Source organism: Hymenobacter taeanensis, assembly GCF_013137895.1.
Taxonomy (GTDB): domain Bacteria; phylum Bacteroidota; class Bacteroidia; order Cytophagales; family Hymenobacteraceae; genus Hymenobacter; species Hymenobacter taeanensis.
This window is the reverse complement of sequence record NZ_CP053538.1, coordinates 963,858-982,149: the sequence shown is the minus strand read 5'-3', so window position 1 is coordinate 982,149 and position 18,292 is coordinate 963,858. Positions and strand designations below refer to the sequence as shown.

General features: G+C 58.0%; 16 protein-coding genes, 1 tRNA gene and 1 riboswitch. Of the genes, 6 read left to right on the top strand and 11 right to left on the bottom strand.

Going from position 1 to position 18,292, the window contains the following annotated elements; genetic code table 11:
- Positions 1 to 97: 97 nt before the first annotated feature.
- Positions 98 to 745: a hypothetical protein gene (locus HMJ29_RS04255; RefSeq protein WP_171590299.1), complete on the bottom strand. Its 648-nt coding sequence runs from the start codon at positions 743 to 745 to the stop codon at positions 98 to 100.
- Between the two features lie 134 nt (positions 746 to 879).
- Positions 880 to 952: transfer RNA gene (locus tag HMJ29_RS04250), tRNA-Gly, on the bottom strand.
- 180 nt (positions 953 to 1,132) lie between these two features.
- Between HMJ29_RS04250 and HMJ29_RS04245 the strand changes: the two genes are divergently transcribed.
- From HMJ29_RS04245 to HMJ29_RS04235, 3 genes are all read left to right on the top strand, one after another.
- Positions 1,133 to 1,375 (top strand): hypothetical protein, encoded by a 243-nt coding sequence (locus tag HMJ29_RS04245; protein ID WP_171590298.1) that lies wholly within the window; start codon positions 1,133 to 1,135, stop codon positions 1,373 to 1,375.
- Between the two features lie 412 nt (positions 1,376 to 1,787).
- The gene (locus HMJ29_RS04240) at positions 1,788 to 2,324 is read left to right on the top strand and encodes a GNAT family N-acetyltransferase (protein ID WP_171590297.1); all 537 of its coding nucleotides are present in this window, start codon (positions 1,788 to 1,790) and stop codon (positions 2,322 to 2,324) included.
- Between the two features lie 52 nt (positions 2,325 to 2,376).
- Positions 2,377 to 3,486 carry a hypothetical protein gene (locus tag HMJ29_RS04235; RefSeq protein WP_171590296.1) on the top strand — a complete coding sequence of 370 codons (1,110 nt, stop codon included), beginning with the start codon at positions 2,377 to 2,379 and terminating at the stop codon, positions 3,484 to 3,486.
- Between the two features lie 512 nt (positions 3,487 to 3,998).
- On the opposite strand, the gene HMJ29_RS04230 is transcribed toward HMJ29_RS04235, so the two are convergent.
- From HMJ29_RS04230 to HMJ29_RS04215, 4 genes are all read right to left on the bottom strand, one after another.
- The gene (locus HMJ29_RS04230) at positions 3,999 to 6,341 is read right to left on the bottom strand and encodes a B12-binding domain-containing radical SAM protein (RefSeq protein ID WP_171590295.1); all 2,343 of its coding nucleotides are present in this window, start codon (positions 6,339 to 6,341) and stop codon (positions 3,999 to 4,001) included.
- A gap of 239 nt (positions 6,342 to 6,580) precedes the next feature.
- Complete coding sequence (locus HMJ29_RS04225; RefSeq protein ID WP_171590294.1) at positions 6,581 to 8,074, bottom strand: hypothetical protein; 1,494 nt, start codon at positions 8,072 to 8,074, stop codon at positions 6,581 to 6,583.
- A 116-nt stretch (positions 8,075 to 8,190) separates the two neighbouring features.
- Positions 8,191 to 8,763 (bottom strand): AraC family transcriptional regulator, encoded by a 573-nt coding sequence (locus tag HMJ29_RS04220; protein WP_135529793.1) that lies wholly within the window; start codon positions 8,761 to 8,763, stop codon positions 8,191 to 8,193.
- Positions 8,760 to 9,113 carry a hypothetical protein gene (locus HMJ29_RS04215; protein ID WP_171590293.1) on the bottom strand — a complete coding sequence of 118 codons (354 nt, stop codon included), beginning with the start codon at positions 9,111 to 9,113 and terminating at the stop codon, positions 8,760 to 8,762. Before HMJ29_RS04215 ends, HMJ29_RS04220 begins: the two co-directional genes overlap by 4 nt.
- A gap of 276 nt (positions 9,114 to 9,389) precedes the next feature.
- Here HMJ29_RS04215 and HMJ29_RS04210 point away from each other — a divergent pair, with 276 nt between their 5' ends.
- The gene (locus tag HMJ29_RS04210) at positions 9,390 to 9,665 is read left to right on the top strand and encodes a hypothetical protein (protein WP_171590292.1); all 276 of its coding nucleotides are present in this window, start codon (positions 9,390 to 9,392) and stop codon (positions 9,663 to 9,665) included.
- Positions 9,666 to 9,786: 121 nt separating this feature from the next.
- Here HMJ29_RS04210 and HMJ29_RS04205 read toward each other — a convergent pair whose 3' ends face one another.
- Positions 9,787 to 10,881: a YncE family protein gene (locus tag HMJ29_RS04205; RefSeq protein WP_171590291.1), complete on the bottom strand. Its 1,095-nt coding sequence runs from the start codon at positions 10,879 to 10,881 to the stop codon at positions 9,787 to 9,789.
- A gap of 27 nt (positions 10,882 to 10,908) precedes the next feature.
- Entirely contained in the window at positions 10,909 to 12,798 is a 1,890-nt protein-coding gene (locus HMJ29_RS04200; RefSeq protein WP_171590290.1) for a TonB-dependent receptor plug domain-containing protein, read from the bottom strand.
- A 248-nt stretch (positions 12,799 to 13,046) separates the two neighbouring features.
- Positions 13,047 to 13,275: riboswitch (cobalamin riboswitch) on the bottom strand.
- Between the two features lie 116 nt (positions 13,276 to 13,391).
- On the opposite strand from HMJ29_RS04200, the gene HMJ29_RS04195 reads away from it, so the two are divergent.
- Positions 13,392 to 13,991 (top strand): DNA-3-methyladenine glycosylase, encoded by a 600-nt coding sequence (locus tag HMJ29_RS04195; RefSeq protein ID WP_171590289.1) that lies wholly within the window; start codon positions 13,392 to 13,394, stop codon positions 13,989 to 13,991.
- A 217-nt stretch (positions 13,992 to 14,208) separates the two neighbouring features.
- Here HMJ29_RS04195 and HMJ29_RS04190 read toward each other — a convergent pair whose 3' ends face one another.
- Positions 14,209 to 15,396 (bottom strand): class I SAM-dependent methyltransferase, encoded by a 1,188-nt coding sequence (locus HMJ29_RS04190; protein WP_171590288.1) that lies wholly within the window; start codon positions 15,394 to 15,396, stop codon positions 14,209 to 14,211.
- A 156-nt stretch (positions 15,397 to 15,552) separates the two neighbouring features.
- Entirely contained in the window at positions 15,553 to 16,167 is a 615-nt protein-coding gene (locus HMJ29_RS04185; RefSeq protein WP_171590287.1) for a hypothetical protein, read from the bottom strand.
- A 406-nt stretch (positions 16,168 to 16,573) separates the two neighbouring features.
- Here HMJ29_RS04185 and ahcY point away from each other — a divergent pair, with 406 nt between their 5' ends.
- Positions 16,574 to 17,893 carry an adenosylhomocysteinase gene (gene ahcY / locus HMJ29_RS04180; protein ID WP_171590286.1) on the top strand — a complete coding sequence of 440 codons (1,320 nt, stop codon included), beginning with the start codon at positions 16,574 to 16,576 and terminating at the stop codon, positions 17,891 to 17,893.
- 54 nt (positions 17,894 to 17,947) lie between these two features.
- Here ahcY and HMJ29_RS04175 read toward each other — a convergent pair whose 3' ends face one another.
- On the bottom strand, positions 17,948 to 18,238 hold the full coding sequence (locus HMJ29_RS04175) for a hypothetical protein (RefSeq protein WP_171590285.1): 291 nt from the start codon (positions 18,236 to 18,238) through the stop codon (positions 17,948 to 17,950).
- Positions 18,239 to 18,292: the final 54 nt, after the last annotated feature.

Genomic DNA, 18,292 nt, shown 5'->3' with positions numbered 1-18,292 from the left:
CAATTACTTGTTCACATATATTGAACCGACGTTCAAAGAGTGTAAAACGGAGCTATTGCAGTTTAAAAAATTTAAAAGTCTTTGTTAGTAAGTCCAACTAAACATAACCTCCACGAATACCTATGTACACCTCTCTCTCACTCAAAGCTGCCACAGAGTTTGGGTAAAGGCCAGCCCAAAAGGTGTTTTTTACTACCACTTCAGGCTGTAGATTATGCAGTATGGTGAATCCTCTGCTTTGTGCAATCAGAATATCTTCTCCTAAAAAGGTAAAGGCCTCTGGAGAGTCATTAAAATCTAATAGTTTGACGTAGTCGAAATGAGGTGCTTCTCCTGTCAATTGATAAAGAGCCCCACGAGTTAAACCCATGTGAGCAAGGCCCTCAATAAAGTAGACATGCCCCTTGGCTTGAAAGAGGAAACGTACGTTACCCGCTTTAACAAGTACAGGCTTAGCCTTCTTTGCTGTGAAAAGAAGTTCTCCTCCCCACTCACCCCGGTCTTTACCCTGAAACGTTCCCTCTGCTATTATCAAGGTGGTTGTATTCACCTCCCGGCTTGTGTGAAGCACAAGGTGGTCATTGATAATCTTTACCGCGACCCCTGTACCATGATTATTTAGTTCTACCCATGGTTTGCTAAGAGGCTCTGGAGGAGCAATTTCTTTAAAGGAAGAAAGCTGATGAGTTTGTCCAATACAAGGGAGCGTTATGCACCAGAGTATGAGCAGGAGAAGTTTTGGCATGGATAAAAAGCACAGAGGGATATAACTGATTGTTAGATAACTTATCAATGCTCGTCGAGAATGGCCCAAGTACTGATTGATCTGTATAAAGAAACAGCCACTCAATCTTGCGATTAAGTGGCTGTTTCACAATGAGCGAGAAACGAGGTTCGAACTCGCGACCCTCAGCTTGGGAAGCTGATGCTCTACCAACTGAGCTACTCTCGCTGATGAAGGTTGGTAGTGGCAAAAGTACACGCCTAAAATCAATTTGCAACTGCGGCGGCTAGGGAAGTGAGCAGAGTTTTCGCTGTGAGTGGCGGCTTTTCCGTAAGTAGGCGTTCTACGCAGCGGTGGGCTACTCCTGAGGGCCCTGCCTGCTGCCTCACCTTTCATACCTTTCTACGTATGCCTTGGCCGCTTTCGCCCCCTACACGCCGCTTGGTGGGGCTGCTGTTTCTGCTTTCTGGTGCTTTGCTCGTGATTGGGGAGGCCCTGCGCATGTACGTGCTCTACACCCTGTATGCCACCCAGGGTACCGATGCCGTTACCTCGGTCCAGATTATCATAAACCTCACGCTGCTGGTGCTAGGCCTGTTGATGCTGCGCTACGGCTGGCGCGAGCGGCGCGGCAATGATACCGTGGATTAGCGGTAGGCGCTGCTAGAGCTAGTTCCCCTCCTTAATTAAGGAGGGGCTAGGGGTGGTTGACTGGCCTAGAACGATACTGTTGAACGACTACATAAGAACGTCATGCTGAGCTTGTCGAAGCATCTCTACCGCTTCGTTGCTGAAGCCTAGGCCACTCGGATGAACGTGCACTAGCCCAGGGTTTAAACCCTGGGCTATGGAGCGGGCAATGTGCTAGGCCAGTTGGTTAGCCAGCGGTAGAGATGCTTCGACAAGCTCAGCATGACGTGCTAGGTAGACAGCGCTCCGGTCAACCACCCCCAACCCCACGCCGCTTGATGCGCGGAATCATCTGAGAAGGGGAGTTGACGTTCTGTAGAAGCCGCGCTAGGCCTGTTACCTTTGCGGCTCTTCCTCGATCTGATTTCTTCCTATGACTTCTCCGCTTCGCATTTTGGTGGCCAAACGCACCGCGGCCACCGCGGCCCAACTCGCCGAGCTGGGCCGGCAGACCTTTCACGATACCTTCGCGGCCCAGAACAAGCCCGAGGATATGGCGGCCTACCTGGCGGCGAACTTCAGCCCCGAGCAGCAGCTGGTGGAGCTGCAGGACCCTAACGCGGTGTTCCTGCTGGCCCAGATGGTGCAGGACGTGGTGGGCTACGCTAAGCTCAAGCTCCACTCCACGCTGGGCCAGGAGGAGGGTAAAGTGCCCGAAGACCGGCTGGAGATTGAGCGCCTGTATATCCTGGAAGACTGGATTGGGACGGGCTTGGGCGCCACCCTCATGCGCCGCGCCATTGAGGAAGCCCGCCAGCAGAAGTGCCGGGCAGTGGTGCTGGGCGTGTGGGAGAAGAACACCCGCGCCATTGAGTTCTACCGCCGCTTCGGGTTTAAGCCCATCGGGCAGCACGAGTTTCTGCTGGGCCAGGATGTGCAAACCGACCTCATTCTGCGGAAGGGACTGTAGGGCAAGCTTGTGTCGCCTACCTTTACACGTTGTACCCCTTAGCTGCTTGCTCTTGAAATCAGTTTGGTATGCTTGTTCGGCGGAGCGGATATCCGCTCCGATAGTAGCCCCGCGGGGCCGGTGGTGGCTGAGCGCCGTGGCCCTGGCCTTCACTACGGCCTGCTCCCTGGATAGCTCCCGCGACCAGCCCACCATTCCGCTGCCCACGGGCCACTACGAGGGCCCCATCACCTACCGCGGCTCCGAACTGCGCGTGGCCCTTGACCTGCGCGAGGCCACCCCCGGCCAGTTGCAGGGCGACATCAGCTTCCCCGAAAACCCCGGTCTCTCCTTCCCGGCGGGGCAGCTACGGTACAAAGAGCCCCAGCTGCGCCTGGAGCAAGACCCCACCCAACCCGGCGGCATCAGCCTGCACGCCCTCCGTGAAGGCGACTTCCTGCGCGGCGTATTAAGCTGGGACAGCGCTCAGGTTGACTTTGTGTGGGTGCGCCGGGGCGAAGCCGCTCCCCGCGGCTACCGCGAGCAGGACCTAAAGCTACGCTACGCCGGCCTGGGCCAACTGGCTACCATGCGCCTGCCCGAAGACACCGTTGCGCGCCACCCGGCCGTGGTAATGCTGGGCGTGCCCGCCGCCCAAGCAGTCAGGCTAACCCGCCAGGGCTACGTGACCCTGGTGCTGCCCGCCGCCGTCCCCACCGATTCGGGAGCCACGGCAGCCGTAAGCGCTGCCCTAACCTTGCTGCGTACTCAGGCAGCCGTTGATAGCAGCAAAGTAGGCGTCTGGAGCCGCGGGCCCGCCGCGCCATGGGCCGTAGCTGCTGCCGCGCAAGCTCAGCCCCAGGCGGCCTTTGTCGTACTGGAGGGCGCCCCCGCCCGCACCGCCGCCGAGGCCAAAGCCTACCAGGTCCTGAGCCAGCAGCGCATCCCGGCCCTGGGCCTCTACGCCGCCCTCGACACCTCCCTCAACATCCCCGACAACTACCGCAACCTGCGCAGGGTGCTGGGCCTCCGCCGCAACGGCATGGTCCGCACCTACCCACGCGCCACCGCCGCCTTCATCGTCCCCGGCCGCGCAGGCGCTAACGGCCAGTGGCAGTGGCCTACGCCCGCCCCCGGCTACTGGGAAGGCCTCACCGACTGGCTACGCGCAGTGACGAAGTAGGGAAGGGCTGTAAGAACGGCTGGTAGAACGACAGCTCCCCTCCTCCGATGATTCCGCGCATCAAGCGGCGTGGGGTTGGGGGTGGTTGATGCTAGCGGAACGACTACCCTCAAGCCCGTCATGTCGAGCTTGTCGAGACATCTCGCGTGCTGACGTTGCAATGGTAATCTAGCGCACCCGTACGTCACCTTGACCAAGCAATCCTATCTACCGCTGACGCTGCATTAGTAATCTAAGCCCCTCTCCTGAGGGGAGGGGTTGGGGTGGGGTGCAACGCTGAAACGACTGGCCTAGCGCCTCGTGCTAACGTGAGAAGATCCTTTCTTCGTCAGGATGACGTGCTTTTAGGTTGAATTAGTCCGACAACGTCAGCACGCGAGATGTTTCGACAAGCTCAGCATGACGTTCTAGTTTGGTCGTTCCGCCAGCATCAACCACCCCCAACCCCACGCCGCTTAATGCGCGGAATCATCTGAGGAGGGGAGCTGCCGTTCTAGTTGCTCTTACCTGGCCTACAGAATCAACAGGCCCTTTTCCCGCAGCAGATGCCAGCTTTGTGATTGCAGGAACTGCTCGAAGCTCTGGCCTTGTGGGAAAGTGCGGGCGGCATCTTTTAGCAGGACTTTAGTATCGTAATCCGCAGTTAGCCCCACTAGAAGCTCCTGCAGCCACTGGCCTATGGCAGCGGGTACCTTTACTTCGAAATCCTCAGCCTGCTCATAGAAAGTGAGCACGGCGCGCGGGCCTTTCTTACCGGCTTCCATCGTCAGCTCCGGGGCGTTGCCCAGCCAGAACAGGCGCTGGTTTTGCTTGGCGAAGTCGGGTTTAACGGGTTCCTGCAGGGCCTGCTGAATCAGGTGGCGCGGCACGGTGGGCTTGGGCACCCGGAAATCAAACCAGAAGCTGAGAGGCTCATTGAGGGCTACGCCGTGCAGGTAGTTATAAAGGGCCTTGGCCAGGCCCGGCCCGAACTGTTCGTGGTCGGTGCCGGTGGGGTCGTCGTGCCAAAGGTCGTTCCAGGCGAAGGGGCCGGGTTCTGGGCCGATGGGCTGCACTTTATACTTCTCCGGGTTTTTGCCTACGGGCGAGTGGGCCGTCATAGAAAACCGGTGCCAGTAGCCGCTCTGCACGATGCCCGCTCCAAACAGCTGCCGCACCACTTCCAGCGAATCCACGGTTTCCTGGGCGGTTTCGGTGGGGAAGCCATACATCAGGTAGGCGTGCACCATAATGCCGGCCTGGGTGAAGCCGTCCGTCACGCGGGCTACCTGGGCAATGGTTACGCCCTTCTCCATGAGGGCCAGCAGCCGGTCAGAAGCCACCTCCAGGCCACCCGATACGGCAATGCAACCGGAGGCCGCCAGCAGGCGGCACAGGTCGGGGGAGAAGGTTTTCTCGAAGCGGATGTTGCCCCACCAGGTAATGTTCACCTGGCGCTTTAGCAGCTCAATGGCCAGGTCGCGCAGGGCCAGGGGCGGGGCAGCTTCGTCCACGAAGTGGAAGCCGGTCTGGCCGGTTTGCCGCACAATCTGCTCGATGCGGTCAACCAGCAGGGTACTGGGCGCGGTTTCGTAGCGTGAGATGTAGTCCAGCGTGACATCGCAGAAAGAGCAGCGCTTCCAGTAGCAGCCGTGGGCCACCGTGAGCTTGTTCCAGCGCCCGTCGCTCCAGAGCCGGTGCATGGGGTTCAGCACCTCAATCACCGACAGATATTCCGTCAGGGGCAAGTCGGAATAGTCCGGTGTGCCAACTTCCGGGTGCGGAATATCCGGGAAGGGCTGGTTGATATACACCACCTCCCCCGCCTCATCCCGCAGGAAAGTCCGTTGGAAGGGAAGCTGGTGACTCAACAGAACGTCATGCTGAGCCTGTCGAAGCATCTCTACCGCTTCGCCCACACGATTGGAGTTAGCCAGCGGTAGAGATGCTTGCCTAACGGCGACCTGCGGTTCGACAGGCTCAGCATGACGTTCCAGTACTGGTACAGACTGCCGTTCTTTCTCCTCACTCAAATATCCCAGCAGTCGCAGCCAAGGGCCCTCGCCGTCATCCAGAGTCAGGAAGTCGATGTAGTTAAAGAAGCGGGGCTCCTTGATCTGGCGTAGCTCGGTATTAGGATACCCGCCACCCATAAGGGTTTTCACTGTCGGGCGCAGTTGCTTCACACGGCCAGCGAGGCGCAGCGCCCCGTACAGGTTGCCAGGGAAGGGCACCGTGAAGCCCACTACGTCGGGCTCGGTGCCGGCCACCAGCTCATCCAGCAGCTCCAGCAGCATCTGGTCCAGGAGGTTGGCGGGGGCATCCAGCGCCTCCTGCAAACCGTCGAACAAGGTGGCCGACATAGCCAGCTTCTCGGCGTAGCGCGAAAAGCCGAACTGCGGCCCCACGGTTTCCTTAATCAGGTCGCCGAGGTCTTCGAGGTAGAGCGTGGCCAGGTGGCGGGCCTGGTCGGTGAGGCCCATGGTGCCGAAAGCACTTTCCAGGTCGGCTACGTTGTCAAACCGGCTGGCTTCGGGCAGGAAACGGCTGTGGCAGATGCGCGGGGCCAGCGTGTTGTCCTTGTTCTGTAGAAACCGAATAACCGGCTCAATGGTGCTGAGGTAGCTGCGGCGCAGGCGCAGCATGCGCTTAGCATTGTCGCTCAGGTCAAAACTGCCCTCCTCAATAGCGTTGAAAACCCGCGCTAGGCCAGTCTGCGAGAACAGCTTCAATACCAGTTCCAGGCCCAGGTCAGCTTGCGTTACGCTGTAGCCACGCGAGCCGAGAAAGCCCTTCAGGTAGGCCGTAGCCGGGTAAGGCGTGTTGAGCTGCGTAAGCGGCGGGGTAATGAGCAGGATGTTGAGCGAAGCAGACACGGCAGCACGAAGTCAAGAAGGGCTACAAAGATACGCCCGAACGACGTGGCGCTAAAGTCCGTTCCGTAGGCCTGTCATTGCGAGGACGCAGGACGACGCAATCTGTTCTGCTTGCAGTCAGAAACCCGCGTAAATAAAAAGCCCTCACATCCACGCAGGAGGTAAGGGCTTTTGAATAGATTGGTGTTGGAAGAAGGCCAAGGAAGGATTGCTTCGTCCTGCGTCCTCGCAATGACACCTTACATCCGCTTCATCAACGACGGGTTTAGGCGCAGATACACTTGCCCCGATACCGGAGTGCGGCCATAGAAATAGCGGATATCTGAATCGGGACGGTAAACGGTAGCCTGGGCGCCCAAGGTGAAATCAGTTTTAGCTACCTGCGCCACGCGGTAGTTAGCACCCACCGTGAGGGCGTGCACGTTATAGTTAGCGGTTACTTCCTCGTCGGCGGGGCCAAACAGTGGAATGCCTAGTTCTTCATTTGATTTCTGCACGAACTCATACCGGCCGTACACGGCGGGCTTGCCCAGCTGCACATTGGTTTCAGCCAGCACCGAGTGCGAGGCGCTGCCGTGGCTGTGGCCATCAGCTTCCACATGCTTGTTCATCCCCCAAACCAGTGCTGAGGTGATAAAGCGGTAGTCGCCCCATTGGTTGCTCTGGATTACGGAAGCCGTAGTACGCTTCACGTCTTCATCCAGATGTAGCTCCTCAGGGCTTTTGATGTAGGCCTTCGACACCTGCAGGGCCAGTGAGGGGGTGGGGTTCCAGTTCAGGCGGCCCGCCCACGAGTCGGCGCGGGGCTTGTCGAAACCGTAGCGGTGCTCATCGGGCTCACGGCCCGTGAAGTTGGAGCCTTCCAGCTTAAACTGCTTGTAGCGCAGGCCTACGGTGGCTACCCCGAAGGCAATGTGGGTGGCATCCTGCCAGTGGTGACCTAGGGCAGCATCGGGGTTGGGCATGGCTGAAATGCGGTGCATAAACGCCACGGGCCCGATGGCCGGCTCGCCGGGGTAGCCCAGGTACAGGGTCAGGTCTACATCTTCGGAGAAAGCGTGGGTGTAGCCTATGCTTAGGGCCGAGAACAAGTCGTGAGGGTGTTGGCGGTCAACGAGCGGCTTGCCCTTGTAGGCCTCTCCGCTCTGGAACAGCAGCGGATAGCCGTTACCGCCTTCCGTAAGCGGGTCGAGGGAAATCATGGCCGTGAGGTTGAGCAGGCCTTTCTCCCCGATGCGGCGCTGGGCCATAGTCATAAACCAGTTGGGCGCGTCGAAGGTGCTGCCGCCCCGCTGCCCGCTGTTGCGGCCAATGTTCTGATTGGTGTAGCGCAAGTTCAGGGCGCCGTGGTTCATGATCATCCACTGGCCTTTGTGATGCATCCACATGAACATGGGCGTATTATCGGGGTTCCAGGCCGTGCCCGAGCCGTTGCGGCTCATGGGCAGGTTGCGGGAATACGCGTGGCTCATGTTCAAGCCCCCGTGGTCCATGCCGGCCATGTTGCTCATGTCGTGGCCCGAGTGGTTCATGCCTGGCATAGACTTCGCTTTACGGGCTGTGTCGGGTGTGGCCGGTATGCCGGGCATGGTGTGGCCCATGTGCTGGCTGTGGTCCACGGCCTTCTTGGCGCGAGCCGTATCAGCTGGGGAGGCCATCTTGTGCATATTATGCTGGGCGTAGGCAGTGACCGAGAGCAGCAAAGCAGGGAGGAGCAGGCGGGAAGAGGGCATAAAAAACAAGTCGGGGTACTACAGCAAAATCACTCTGCAATAGTACCCCGACACGGGTATCAAAGTTTTACATGATTAGTGCTGGGCACGTGCAAGGTTGTGCCCGGCGCAGTGGCCTACACCAGTTGATCCAGCGAAAGGCGCTTGGGCATCAGGTCGCGGCGGAACTCGCTCACGGAGCGGCCCGTCACTTGACGGAACTGGTTGCTCAGGTGCTGGCCGCTGCTGTAACGCATGTGCTCAGCTATTTCACTTAGGGTCATTTCATTGTAGCTCAGCATCTCCTTCACGCGCTCAATTTTCAGACGGATGAGGTATTTCTCGATGGTGAGGTTGGCCGTGCGCGAGAACACTTTGCTCAGGTGCGAGTACGTAGCCGCAAAGCGCTCCGTCAGGAAAGCAGAGGTAGTTAGCGGCATGCGGGCGGTACGCAGGTGCTCTAGGTATTCTACCAGGGCCGCCTTGATCTGTTCCGTTAGTTGGTCAGCCCGACCCAGGAGCACATCAAAGCCCGCTTCCCGCAGGATGGGAGCCACCGAAGCGGGGTCCACGGGCGTACTTTGATCGAGCTGCGCCTGGCCAAGCTTGACATCGGTGGCATGGTAGCCGGCTTGTTCGAGGAGGGTGCGCACGGCATCAATGCAGCGTGGGCAAACCATATTTTTGATGTGGAGGAGCGTCGTTTTCACGGGTGTTTAGTTGAGTCCAACCGCGTAGCGGTCCGCGTAGGTTTACGAGTGGAGGAAGGGGCAGCACTTGAGCGAGGGCGCCGAGTAGGGGCCGGCGGAGCCTCGGTCCAGGCTTTCCCGAACCAGCTGGCGGCTGCCCACGTCACGAAGGGCACTATGCCCAGAAACGTAACAGCCAACAGCCAGAAAAATACGAAAAATGCGCCAAACAGGCGGCCGAAGAAATGGTCTTGTACGCCAAACAGATAGGCCACTAATACCAGCGCCAGCCCTAAGCTGATAGCTGCTAACGTGGCGGCCCGCCGCAGAAGCGGTTTGTAGGTAACAGACCAGGTAGGGGTACGGTTCATAAGCAGCCCAAAGGGGGGCGGCAAATATATTGGTTGTGGGGCGTTTTACGGAATGGCAGGAGTGGGTCGCCGCGCAGGGGCAAACAGTGCGGGTAACGTGTAGTCATGGTTGTGATTGTGGACAATAAAAATAGAACGGGTTCCCTGACATAACCCCTGCTAACTCTTTCGCCACGGTGCTGTTTCGTCAAGGAACTGGTTGTACGGAAAAACCACGAAGGAGGTCAGCCGTACAGCAGAATAGTTTCCCTTTTTTGTGCCTCCTTTCCCTGCACCATGAAAACCCTCTTCCCCCTTCGTTCAGTAGCCGCTGGTTTACTGCTTTCCGCGGCCCTTTTTACCACCGCCTGCGACACCGGTACCGATAACGGCGACACCAACGTAGAGCGCGGCGACTATAAGCAGAAAGACCCCGATCCTGGGCATAGCCTGGCTTCTGACTCAGCTACCTCTGGGTTGAATGCCGCCGACAAAAACCGGCCAACCGGGCGTGAGCAGTATGAGGCGGCCGGCGACGCGCAAGACCATAACCGCGACGGACTGGCTGACTAAGCCTCGCACGTTGGCTTTACCACCGGTGATAAACGCGAAATGACCGGCCCCCAAAGGGAGCCGGCCATTTCGCGTTTCAGGTATGTAAGACTTGTACCGCTCAGCTGGGGTGCTGAGCAGCTTAGTAGAACACGAAGCCGTTGGGCAGCAGGCCTACGTTGAAAGAGTCGATGGCGGTGCCAGTGCTCTGGTACCGGATAAATTTGCCGGTAGAGGTATAGGGGGCTATTGAGCCATAAATGGTGTTGTCGGCGGGGTCAACCTCCAGGCCATAGAAGCTCCGACGGATGAGTGGCGTAGTGGGCAGCGTTAGGTCTGAGGTGTTCATGCGGTACACTGCTCCGCTGTAGCGGTAATACAGCTGATTCTTGGCGCCATTAGTGCGCAAGCTGCTGGCTCCCCCCTTGGCAAAGGGCAGCGTGACAGAAGCCGCAGGAGTAGTTGTGTTTAGCCTCACTAAGTTGGCAGGCGTAGAGGAGAGCACGGGGTATGATGGAGCCCCACCGTAGCGGGTAATACCTCCGCACAGCACCCAAATGGCGCCGGCCTGGTCTAGCACCATGCTGCTGGGGCCATCTTGCACCGTAAGCGTTGTTTCTACGGCATCGGTAGTGGGGTTGATAACCGAGATGGTGTTCTCATCAGAGTTAGCAACATACACTTTGCCATTGGCCAGCAGTAACTGCTCCGGCTGACGGCCCACGGGAATGGTTTTGGTGATTTTATTGGTGCGGGTGTCAAGCACCGCCACGCGGCCCGGCTGGCCTAGGGCCACCCACTCCGTAACGTACACTTTATCGGTAGCTGCTGCTATGGCGTAGCGTGGCTGCTCAAACCCTGTTATGGCATCGCCCTGCGCCTGCAGCGTTTTAAGGTCGAGTACCTGTACTTTCTTGCTGTTGTTGAGTACCACGTAGCCTCTCTCACCTACCACCAGCATGGATTGTACCACGTCGCCGAGGTCGCGCTGGTTTACCGTGCGGAAGGCGCTGTTGTCGCGTACTTCCCGCGCTGTTTTGCTGAACAGGCTGATTTCGCCGTTGGGCGTGCCATACTGGCCTTCGTTCAGCACAAATACATTGCTGCCATCTTTGCTAAGGCTATAGATGGGTTTGGCCTCCTCGTTCTCTGGGTCGCAGCTGGTGAGAGCCAGTACACCGGCCCCAATAAGGAAAAAGCGGTTGATAAAAGATGTGGTGCGATATGCTTGCAGCATGAGTGAAAGTTGAAAAGGAAAATAGTGTTAGCGCCAGTTCAGGCGTAAGCTCAGGCTACCCCAGCGGGGAGGCATGGCCCGTGCTTCATACACCTGATAATTCTGATTCGTGAGGTTGAAGCCCTGCGCGGCTATCAATAGGCCTAGCGCCGGCGTAAGCTTGATTTTGTAGCCCAGCGTGGCATTCAGCAGTAGGTAGGAAGGCAGGTAGCGCCCATTGCCGGAGTAGAGGTAGCGGTAGCCGGTGTAGCGCAGCGCCGTGGTGAGCTGCCACCCGTGCCAGCCATGCTCCGTGGTTAGCGCCGCGCTGTGCAGGGGCACGTAGGCCAGTTGCTTGCCCGCCGCCAGCTGGTCAGCGGCATCTCCCTTGGTTTTCTCTGACTGGGTGAGGGCATAGCTGGCGCGCGCGCTCAAGCGATACGCTCCCGGTTGCCACTGCGCCTGTGAGCTGGCCTCCAGGCCCTGGGCCCGTACCTGCCGCAGGTTACGCGGGGTAGTGAAGTTGGTGCGCGGGTCAGAGGTCCACTCCACCCAGTTATTTACCAACTGGTGATACCCCGTCAGCTCAGAAACGAGCGTGAGTTGAGTTGTGGGTTTCACCGTGTGCAGTAGGCCACCCTCGTAGCCAAAGCCACTTTCCGGCAGCAGGTTGGGGTCGCCGCCCTGGGGCCAGAACCGCTCGTTGAGGGTGGGTGCCCGGTAGCTGCGGGAGGTGCTGGCCTTAAGCGTAAGCTGCTGGTGGCTGGTTTGCCAGACCTGCCACTCAGCGCCCAGCGTAGGGGTAAGCGGCACCCGCCGGCCGGGCAGCACTGCCTGTCTCACATTGGCTGAGAGGTGCAACGCAGGGCGTGGGTCGTAGCGCAGCAGCACATAGCCCGCATACCGATTTTCGGTTACCGGGCGGCGGTACAGCTCGGGGGTTACGGCAAAATGCTGGGCTTCTAGGCCACCCCGCACGCTGGCCCGGCTGCCGAAGTTGATGGTATGGTCGGCCTGGGCTTGAGTGGTGCGCACCCTGGAGTTGCTCACGGTGGCCTCGTTGCGGTAGTTGAGCACATCCTCAAACCAGGCCACTCGCACCCCCGTCTCCTGCTGGCTCGTAACGTGCCGGTACCCGGCCAGCAAGCGGCGGCTTTGGTCCCACTCTTGGGCGTGGGTGTTGGCTGAGCCAATAGCCGGCTGAATCTGGCGGTCGGCATCTGTCAGCCACGCCGAGGCCTGGATCTCGCCCTGCTGGCCTACGCGCAGTGTTACATCTTGGGCTACGCTCCATTGATGCAGCGCAGCGTTTGCTTGCCGTTGCCGCACTAGGCCTGTTGTGCCTGGGGTAGAGTAGGGGAAATCGTTGTCGGCGGTGCGGTAGGAGGCGGCGGTGCGCACCGAAATGCGCTGGTTGCTGAAGCTGCCCTCGGCACTGCCGGCCCGCAGGCCATAGCTGCCGGCATCCGTCTGCACAGTGCCGCGTAGCCCCGCGCCCCACACCACCGGCGACGATAGCAGCACTGTACCACCCACCGCGCCGGTGCCATAGGTAGCGCCAGCAGGCCCGTGCTGTACCTCGGCACGGGTGTTACCACTCAGCGGCAGCAGCGCAAAATCCGACTGGCCTAGCGTGGGCAGCATCACGTTAAAGCCGTTCCACAGCACCGCGGTATGTTGAGCCGATGTGCCTCGAATAGAGATGGAAGCCAGCTGCCCCGGCCCGTACTCTTTCAGGTATAAGGCCGTGCGGGAGGCCAGGGCTTCCGCCAGGGTGGCGCCCGTAGGTAGCACTGCCCCCGAGTCTAACACCGACGTAACCCGGCTGCCCACTGCAAACCTGCTGGGCCGTACTGCCTGCACCCGCACTGAGGGCAAGGCCTGCACCGAATCAAGCGAAAAGCCCGGCTTATTTTGAGCCGCTGCCGTACTGGCCATCAGCCAACCAGTAGTGAGTAGCGCATAGCTTCGCCCCGTCCGTGCCAAGCGGAGCAAGTGTAGGAGGGGCGCACAAAACTCAAACATCCGAACCAAAATTTCCGGGGTAGGAAAGTTCAGTTCAAAACTTCTGGTACTGTTTTCCGAAACCGGAATACTCTACCGAAGCCGAGGCCGAATACAGGGAATTCAAGCTGCCCGAAGGCCGCTTACTGCAATCATTCTCCGCCCTTCCTCCGAAGGCGCTGAACATGGGAAACGTAAAGGCAGGTCTCCTGGCTTGCTTCGGGTCGGTCGCCTTCCCATTTCTCCGGCAGCTGCAGAGCGCAGCTGCTTTCATCGAAACAGTGGCAGGGGGAATGACCGCCTGGGTAAGTGAAGCGTACAGTTGCGGGGACAGCTCCGGCATTGAACCGGATTCCCTTTTAAGCCTCGCCCTGCAATTAGGGTCTGGCCACCTTTACGGCCGCAAAGATAGACAAAGTGGCCTAAGCTTCGACTCATCCGTATCCGAAGTTTGTTTGATGCCGTGCAGCCAGCGGCTTCCGCAGCTACCAGCATGGGTTGCGGAGTGTTGTTTATGTAATTCCTTTATGAAGATTCCCCTCGACTTTTACCGCCGCTCCAGCCCTGTAGAAATTGCCCGTGAGTTGATTGGGAAGTACCTGTTCACCCACATTAATGGGGTACTGACCGGCGGGCGTATCGTAGAAACGGAAGCCTATGCCCACATTAACGACCAGGCCTGCCACTCGCACCTTGGCCGCTACACCGCCCGCACCAAAGTCATGTATGAGCCCGGCGGAGTGGCCTACACCTACCTCATTTACGGCCGTTACGTCCTCTTCAACATCATCACCAACGAGGCCGGCAAAGCTGATGCCGTGCTGATAAGAGGCTTAGAGCCCACCGAGGGAATCCCAGAAATGCTGCTGCGCCGCAACCTAACCGCAGTGCAACGTAACCTCACCGCTGGCCCTGGCCTACTCACCCAAGCCCTCGGTATCACTACCGCCCATTATGGCACCGACCTTACTGGTGACCTAATCTGGATGGAGGACCTAAACGAGGAAGTGGCCTCCGACGACATTATTGCCTCACCTAGAGTAGGCATTGATTACGCCGGCGACGATGTTTCTCTACCCTGGCGCTTCCGCCTACAAGGCAGTAAATGGGTAAGCCCGGCGAAGTGATAAGGTGAAATGGTGAATTTGTGCCGTGTCATTGCGAGGAGGTACGACGAAGCAATCCTTCCTTCGTTGCTGCACGAACCTTGAAAATAGAAAAGCCCTTACCTCCAGCACGGAAGTAAGGGCTTTTGCGTAGGTCGAGGCTTGAGGAAGGCGAAAGGAGGGATTACTTGGCTCTGCCGGCAGTAACTGGCCTAGACCATTTCGCTCAACCACCGTGTCATAGTTTCTCACACACCAGTACCATCAATTTGCCTTCCAAGTTGGTGGTAGCAAATAGGTACAAGTCGCCGCCCTCGCGGATGCCGGTCCGGTGGCGGAACTCGGCTACGGTGTCGGGGAAGTTACGGGTGGTCACGTGGGCCCGGACATCGGGCCCCAGGTGCGCACGCAGGGCAGCGGCATCGTACCGCTCCGTAGCTTTAATCCGGAAAATGCGGCCTGGGAATTCAGGGCGCAGAATATCGGAGGTGTAGAGGTGGCTGTGCTGATGCAGCTTCAGCATCTCAAAGGCTGTACCTACGCTGCGGAAACCACCCGCCTTTAGCACCGCCACATTGGGCTCATAGAGGTATTGCTGAGGCAGGGCGTAGCGGGCAATGGCGCGACCTTCACGGGCCCGGTTCAGGCGGAACTCCTGCTGCTGGCCATTACGGAGCAGATTTACCGTGAAGCGCTCGGGGTCAACGGCAGGTTCCGGGCCTAATTCGTACAGCACCTCTTTGCATTCATTATCTACGGCCAGTACCCACAGGCGGCGCACGTGGCGTAGCTCCTGGAGGGCCTGCTCAATATCGAGCATGGGCGAGGTCTTGAGCAGTACACTCCGGCTCTTTTGCAGCAGCAGTGGTAGTATGCGTAACACATCGGGCTCACAATCCTGCAACCGGAAAATCTTGCGGGCTGCCGTGTCGCGCCGGGCGGGGTCGAGGTACAGCCAGTCGAAGTGCTCGGGCGTATTGCGCAGGAAGTGCACAGCATCCTCGTTGTGGCACTGCACGTTTTCAATGCCCAGCTGCTGCAAATTGTAGCGCACTACGTCGGCCAGCGCTGCGTTGCGCTCCACATAATGCACCTCTGGTATGGTGGCCGCAAAGTGGGCGGCATCAACCCCAAAGCCTCCCGTAAGATCAGCAAGGCGTTGGCCTTGTACCAGGCTGGCTTTATAAGCTGCCGTGCGGGCCGAGGAAGCCTGCTCCACCGAGAGGGTAGGCGGAAAAATCAGGTCAGGGTTTTCGGCCCAAGTGGGCAGCTTAGCCCGGGCTTTCTGGCGCGCCTGAATCTGGCGCACGAGGTCCGGAACGGGGAGGCCTGGGTATCGGCGGGCCTGCAGCGCCAGTTGGGCGGGGTCGTCGTGCAGATGCTCGGCAACGTATTGCCGGGCCGCTGCCGGCAGCGGGTATTCCATGTAGGGTTCCTACGAAAAAACACTAGCCTTAGTCAGCAACTAAAGCAGAAAGGTTTACCAAACGTAAGGAGGAATCCGGCAACTGACCCCCAGAAGCTGGAAGCTAGTTGCCGGATTCCTCCAAAAAAACTATCTGAATACGTAACGCCAGCAGCGCTAGCGCAGGTTCCAGCTCAGCGCAACCTGCGGCTGGCCCCACCGGCTAGCTGTGAGGCCTACGGTACTTGGGCGCAATAACTGCAAGGCTCCAGTGCGGGCAGCGGGCAGGCCGGCATTGTGCGCATCTACGGCACGCTGGAAGTGCTCATTGGTGTGGCGCGAGATGAAAATATTCGAAAGCAGACTTACGGCTGCTAGGCCTACCGCAGCTTTCTGCGTGTTGTTATGGTATTGCTGCACCTCCGGGTCAGCTAGCACCTGCTGCCCATAGAGGCCTACGGCGCCTACAAACGTCAGGCGCTCAGCCAGGAACAGCCACTTTTGCCGGCGGTAGTTGTTGAGTTCATGGAGCGCCTCCTGGTTGCCCGCCAAATAAGGGCGGAGCTTCTGGCCGAAGAAACCAGCGCTCTGATAATCTGATTCTTTGGGGGTGTCAAGACCCGTAGCAAAGAAGAAATTTTTCTGCACCCCATTTAAGCCCCGTGCCTGGTCTTCTGGGCTAAGCTGGACAAGTGTTGCTGGCTTCTGCTGAGCATGAGCGAAAAATGTCACGAAAGCAAGAGGCAATAGGAGTAGAGCGCGGCGCAAGGAGCCAAAATTTGGAATCATCATAGATTGAAGCATGTGAGCAAATGTAGTTGGCTAAACCACAGCTACCTAAGCCTCTCATCGAAAAAAAAGTGCAATTCGTCGAAGAATAATTTTAGCGCAACTCGTTACGGCTGAAAGCCCCAAGTGACCCGTGTGGGCTCCCCATAATTCGCTCAGCATACTCAGCAAATTATGAGGACATTCTCAGCTACTCTATATGGCGTATGGCGCAAGAGATAGAACTGTTGGCCCACCTAATCAATAATCTATTCGCTCCTGACTTTAGAGGCCTTGGCCTGCCTCCGCGAAGGATAGGGCTTACACCAAAGCCCGCCATGTGCGTTTAAGTGCTTGTAATTCAGTTGTAGAAGGAAAAGGCTAACAAATCAGTTACCTTTGCGGTTGATTCGCAAACATTCTCTGCATCATGGTTGAGACCAAGACCACGGCCTACGTTCCGTATAAAGTAAAAGACATGAGCCTCGCTGAGTGGGGCCGCAAGGAAATCCGCTTGGCGGAGGCAGAAATGCCCGGCCTGATGGCGCTGCGCGAGGAGTTCGGTGATTCGAAGCCGCTGAAAGGCGCGCGCATCGCTGGCTGCCTGCACATGACCATTCAAACGGCAGTACTCATCGAGACGCTGATTGCGCTGGGGGCTGATGTTACGTGGTCTTCCTGCAACATCTTCTCTACCCAGGATCACGCGGCGGCGGCTATTGCGGCGGCTGGCATCCCGGTATATGCCTGGAAGGGCATGAACGAGGAGGAGTTCAACTGGTGCATCGAGCAGACGCTGTTCTTCGGCGAGAAGCGCGAACCCCTGAACATGATTCTCGACGACGGCGGCGACCTGACCAACATGGTGCTCAACCAGTTCCCGGAACTGGCTGCTGGCATCAAAGGCCTGTCGGAGGAAACTACCACGGGCGTGCTGCGCCTCCTCGACCGGGTGAAGAACGGTACGCTACCCATGCCTGCCTTCAACGTAAATGATTCGGTAACAAAGTCGAAGTTCGACAACAAGTACGGCTGCAAAGAGTCGGCTGTTGACGCTATCCGTCGGGCCACCGACGTGATGATGGCTGGCAAAATTGCCGTGGTTGCTGGCTACGGCGACGTCGGGAAAGGCACTGCTGCCTCGTTGCGCGGCGCTGGTGCCCGCGTTATCGTAACTGAAATCGACCCTATCTGCGCTCTGCAGGCCGCCATGGATGGCTATGCGGTAAAGAAAATGGCCAACGCTATCAAGGAAGCCGACATCGTGGTAACTGCTACCGGCAACTGCGACATCATCACCGAAGAAGCGTTCCGTGCTCTAAAAGACAAAGCTATTGTCTGCAACATCGGCCACTTCGACGATGAGATTGACATGGCTTGGCTGAACAAGAATTACGGCCACACCAAAGATACCGTGAAGCCGCAGGTTGACATCTACAACATTGATGGCAAAGAGGTAATCATCCTCGCCGAAGGCCGTTTGGTAAACCTGGGCTGCGCCACTGGCCACCCCTCGTTCGTAATGTCGAACTCGTTCACGAACCAGACCCTGGCCCAGCTTGAGCTGTGGCAGAATGCTGACCAGTACGAGAACAAAGTGTACACTCTGCCCAAGCACCTCGATGAGAAGGTAGCCCGCCTGCACCTAGCCAAAATTGGCGTGGAGCTGGATGAGTTGAAGCCTAAGCAGGCTGAGTACATTAACGTACCAGTTGAAGGCCCATTCAAGTCGGATCTGTACCGCTACTAGACTACTTTGGTCCACTAGTAAAAAGCCCCGCTCTGTAATAAGAGCGGGGCTTTTTTAATGTAGTGTGTTTTCGTCTTTTATAGGCATCTGACCGGTGTAGTTCTCCATACTGGTGTACACTTGCGTCCCTAAAACAGACCAGTCATGCTTCACTGATACGTCGTATTGAAAAGCATTGTCCTTTACGTTAAGTATACCATCCTGCGCACTCCAGGAGTGGCCTAGCATAAAGGGGATAGTTGTAGCCGTGCCGACGTGGCTCTTCAGAAAACGGCCTACGCGCCAGCAAGCGTAGAGGAATAGCAGTACAAGCAGCAGGTTGAATATAGACCAAGCTATAATCATCGGATAAACAGGCTAGAATGAGATAGATGCTGAAATATAACTGCACGATGGAAA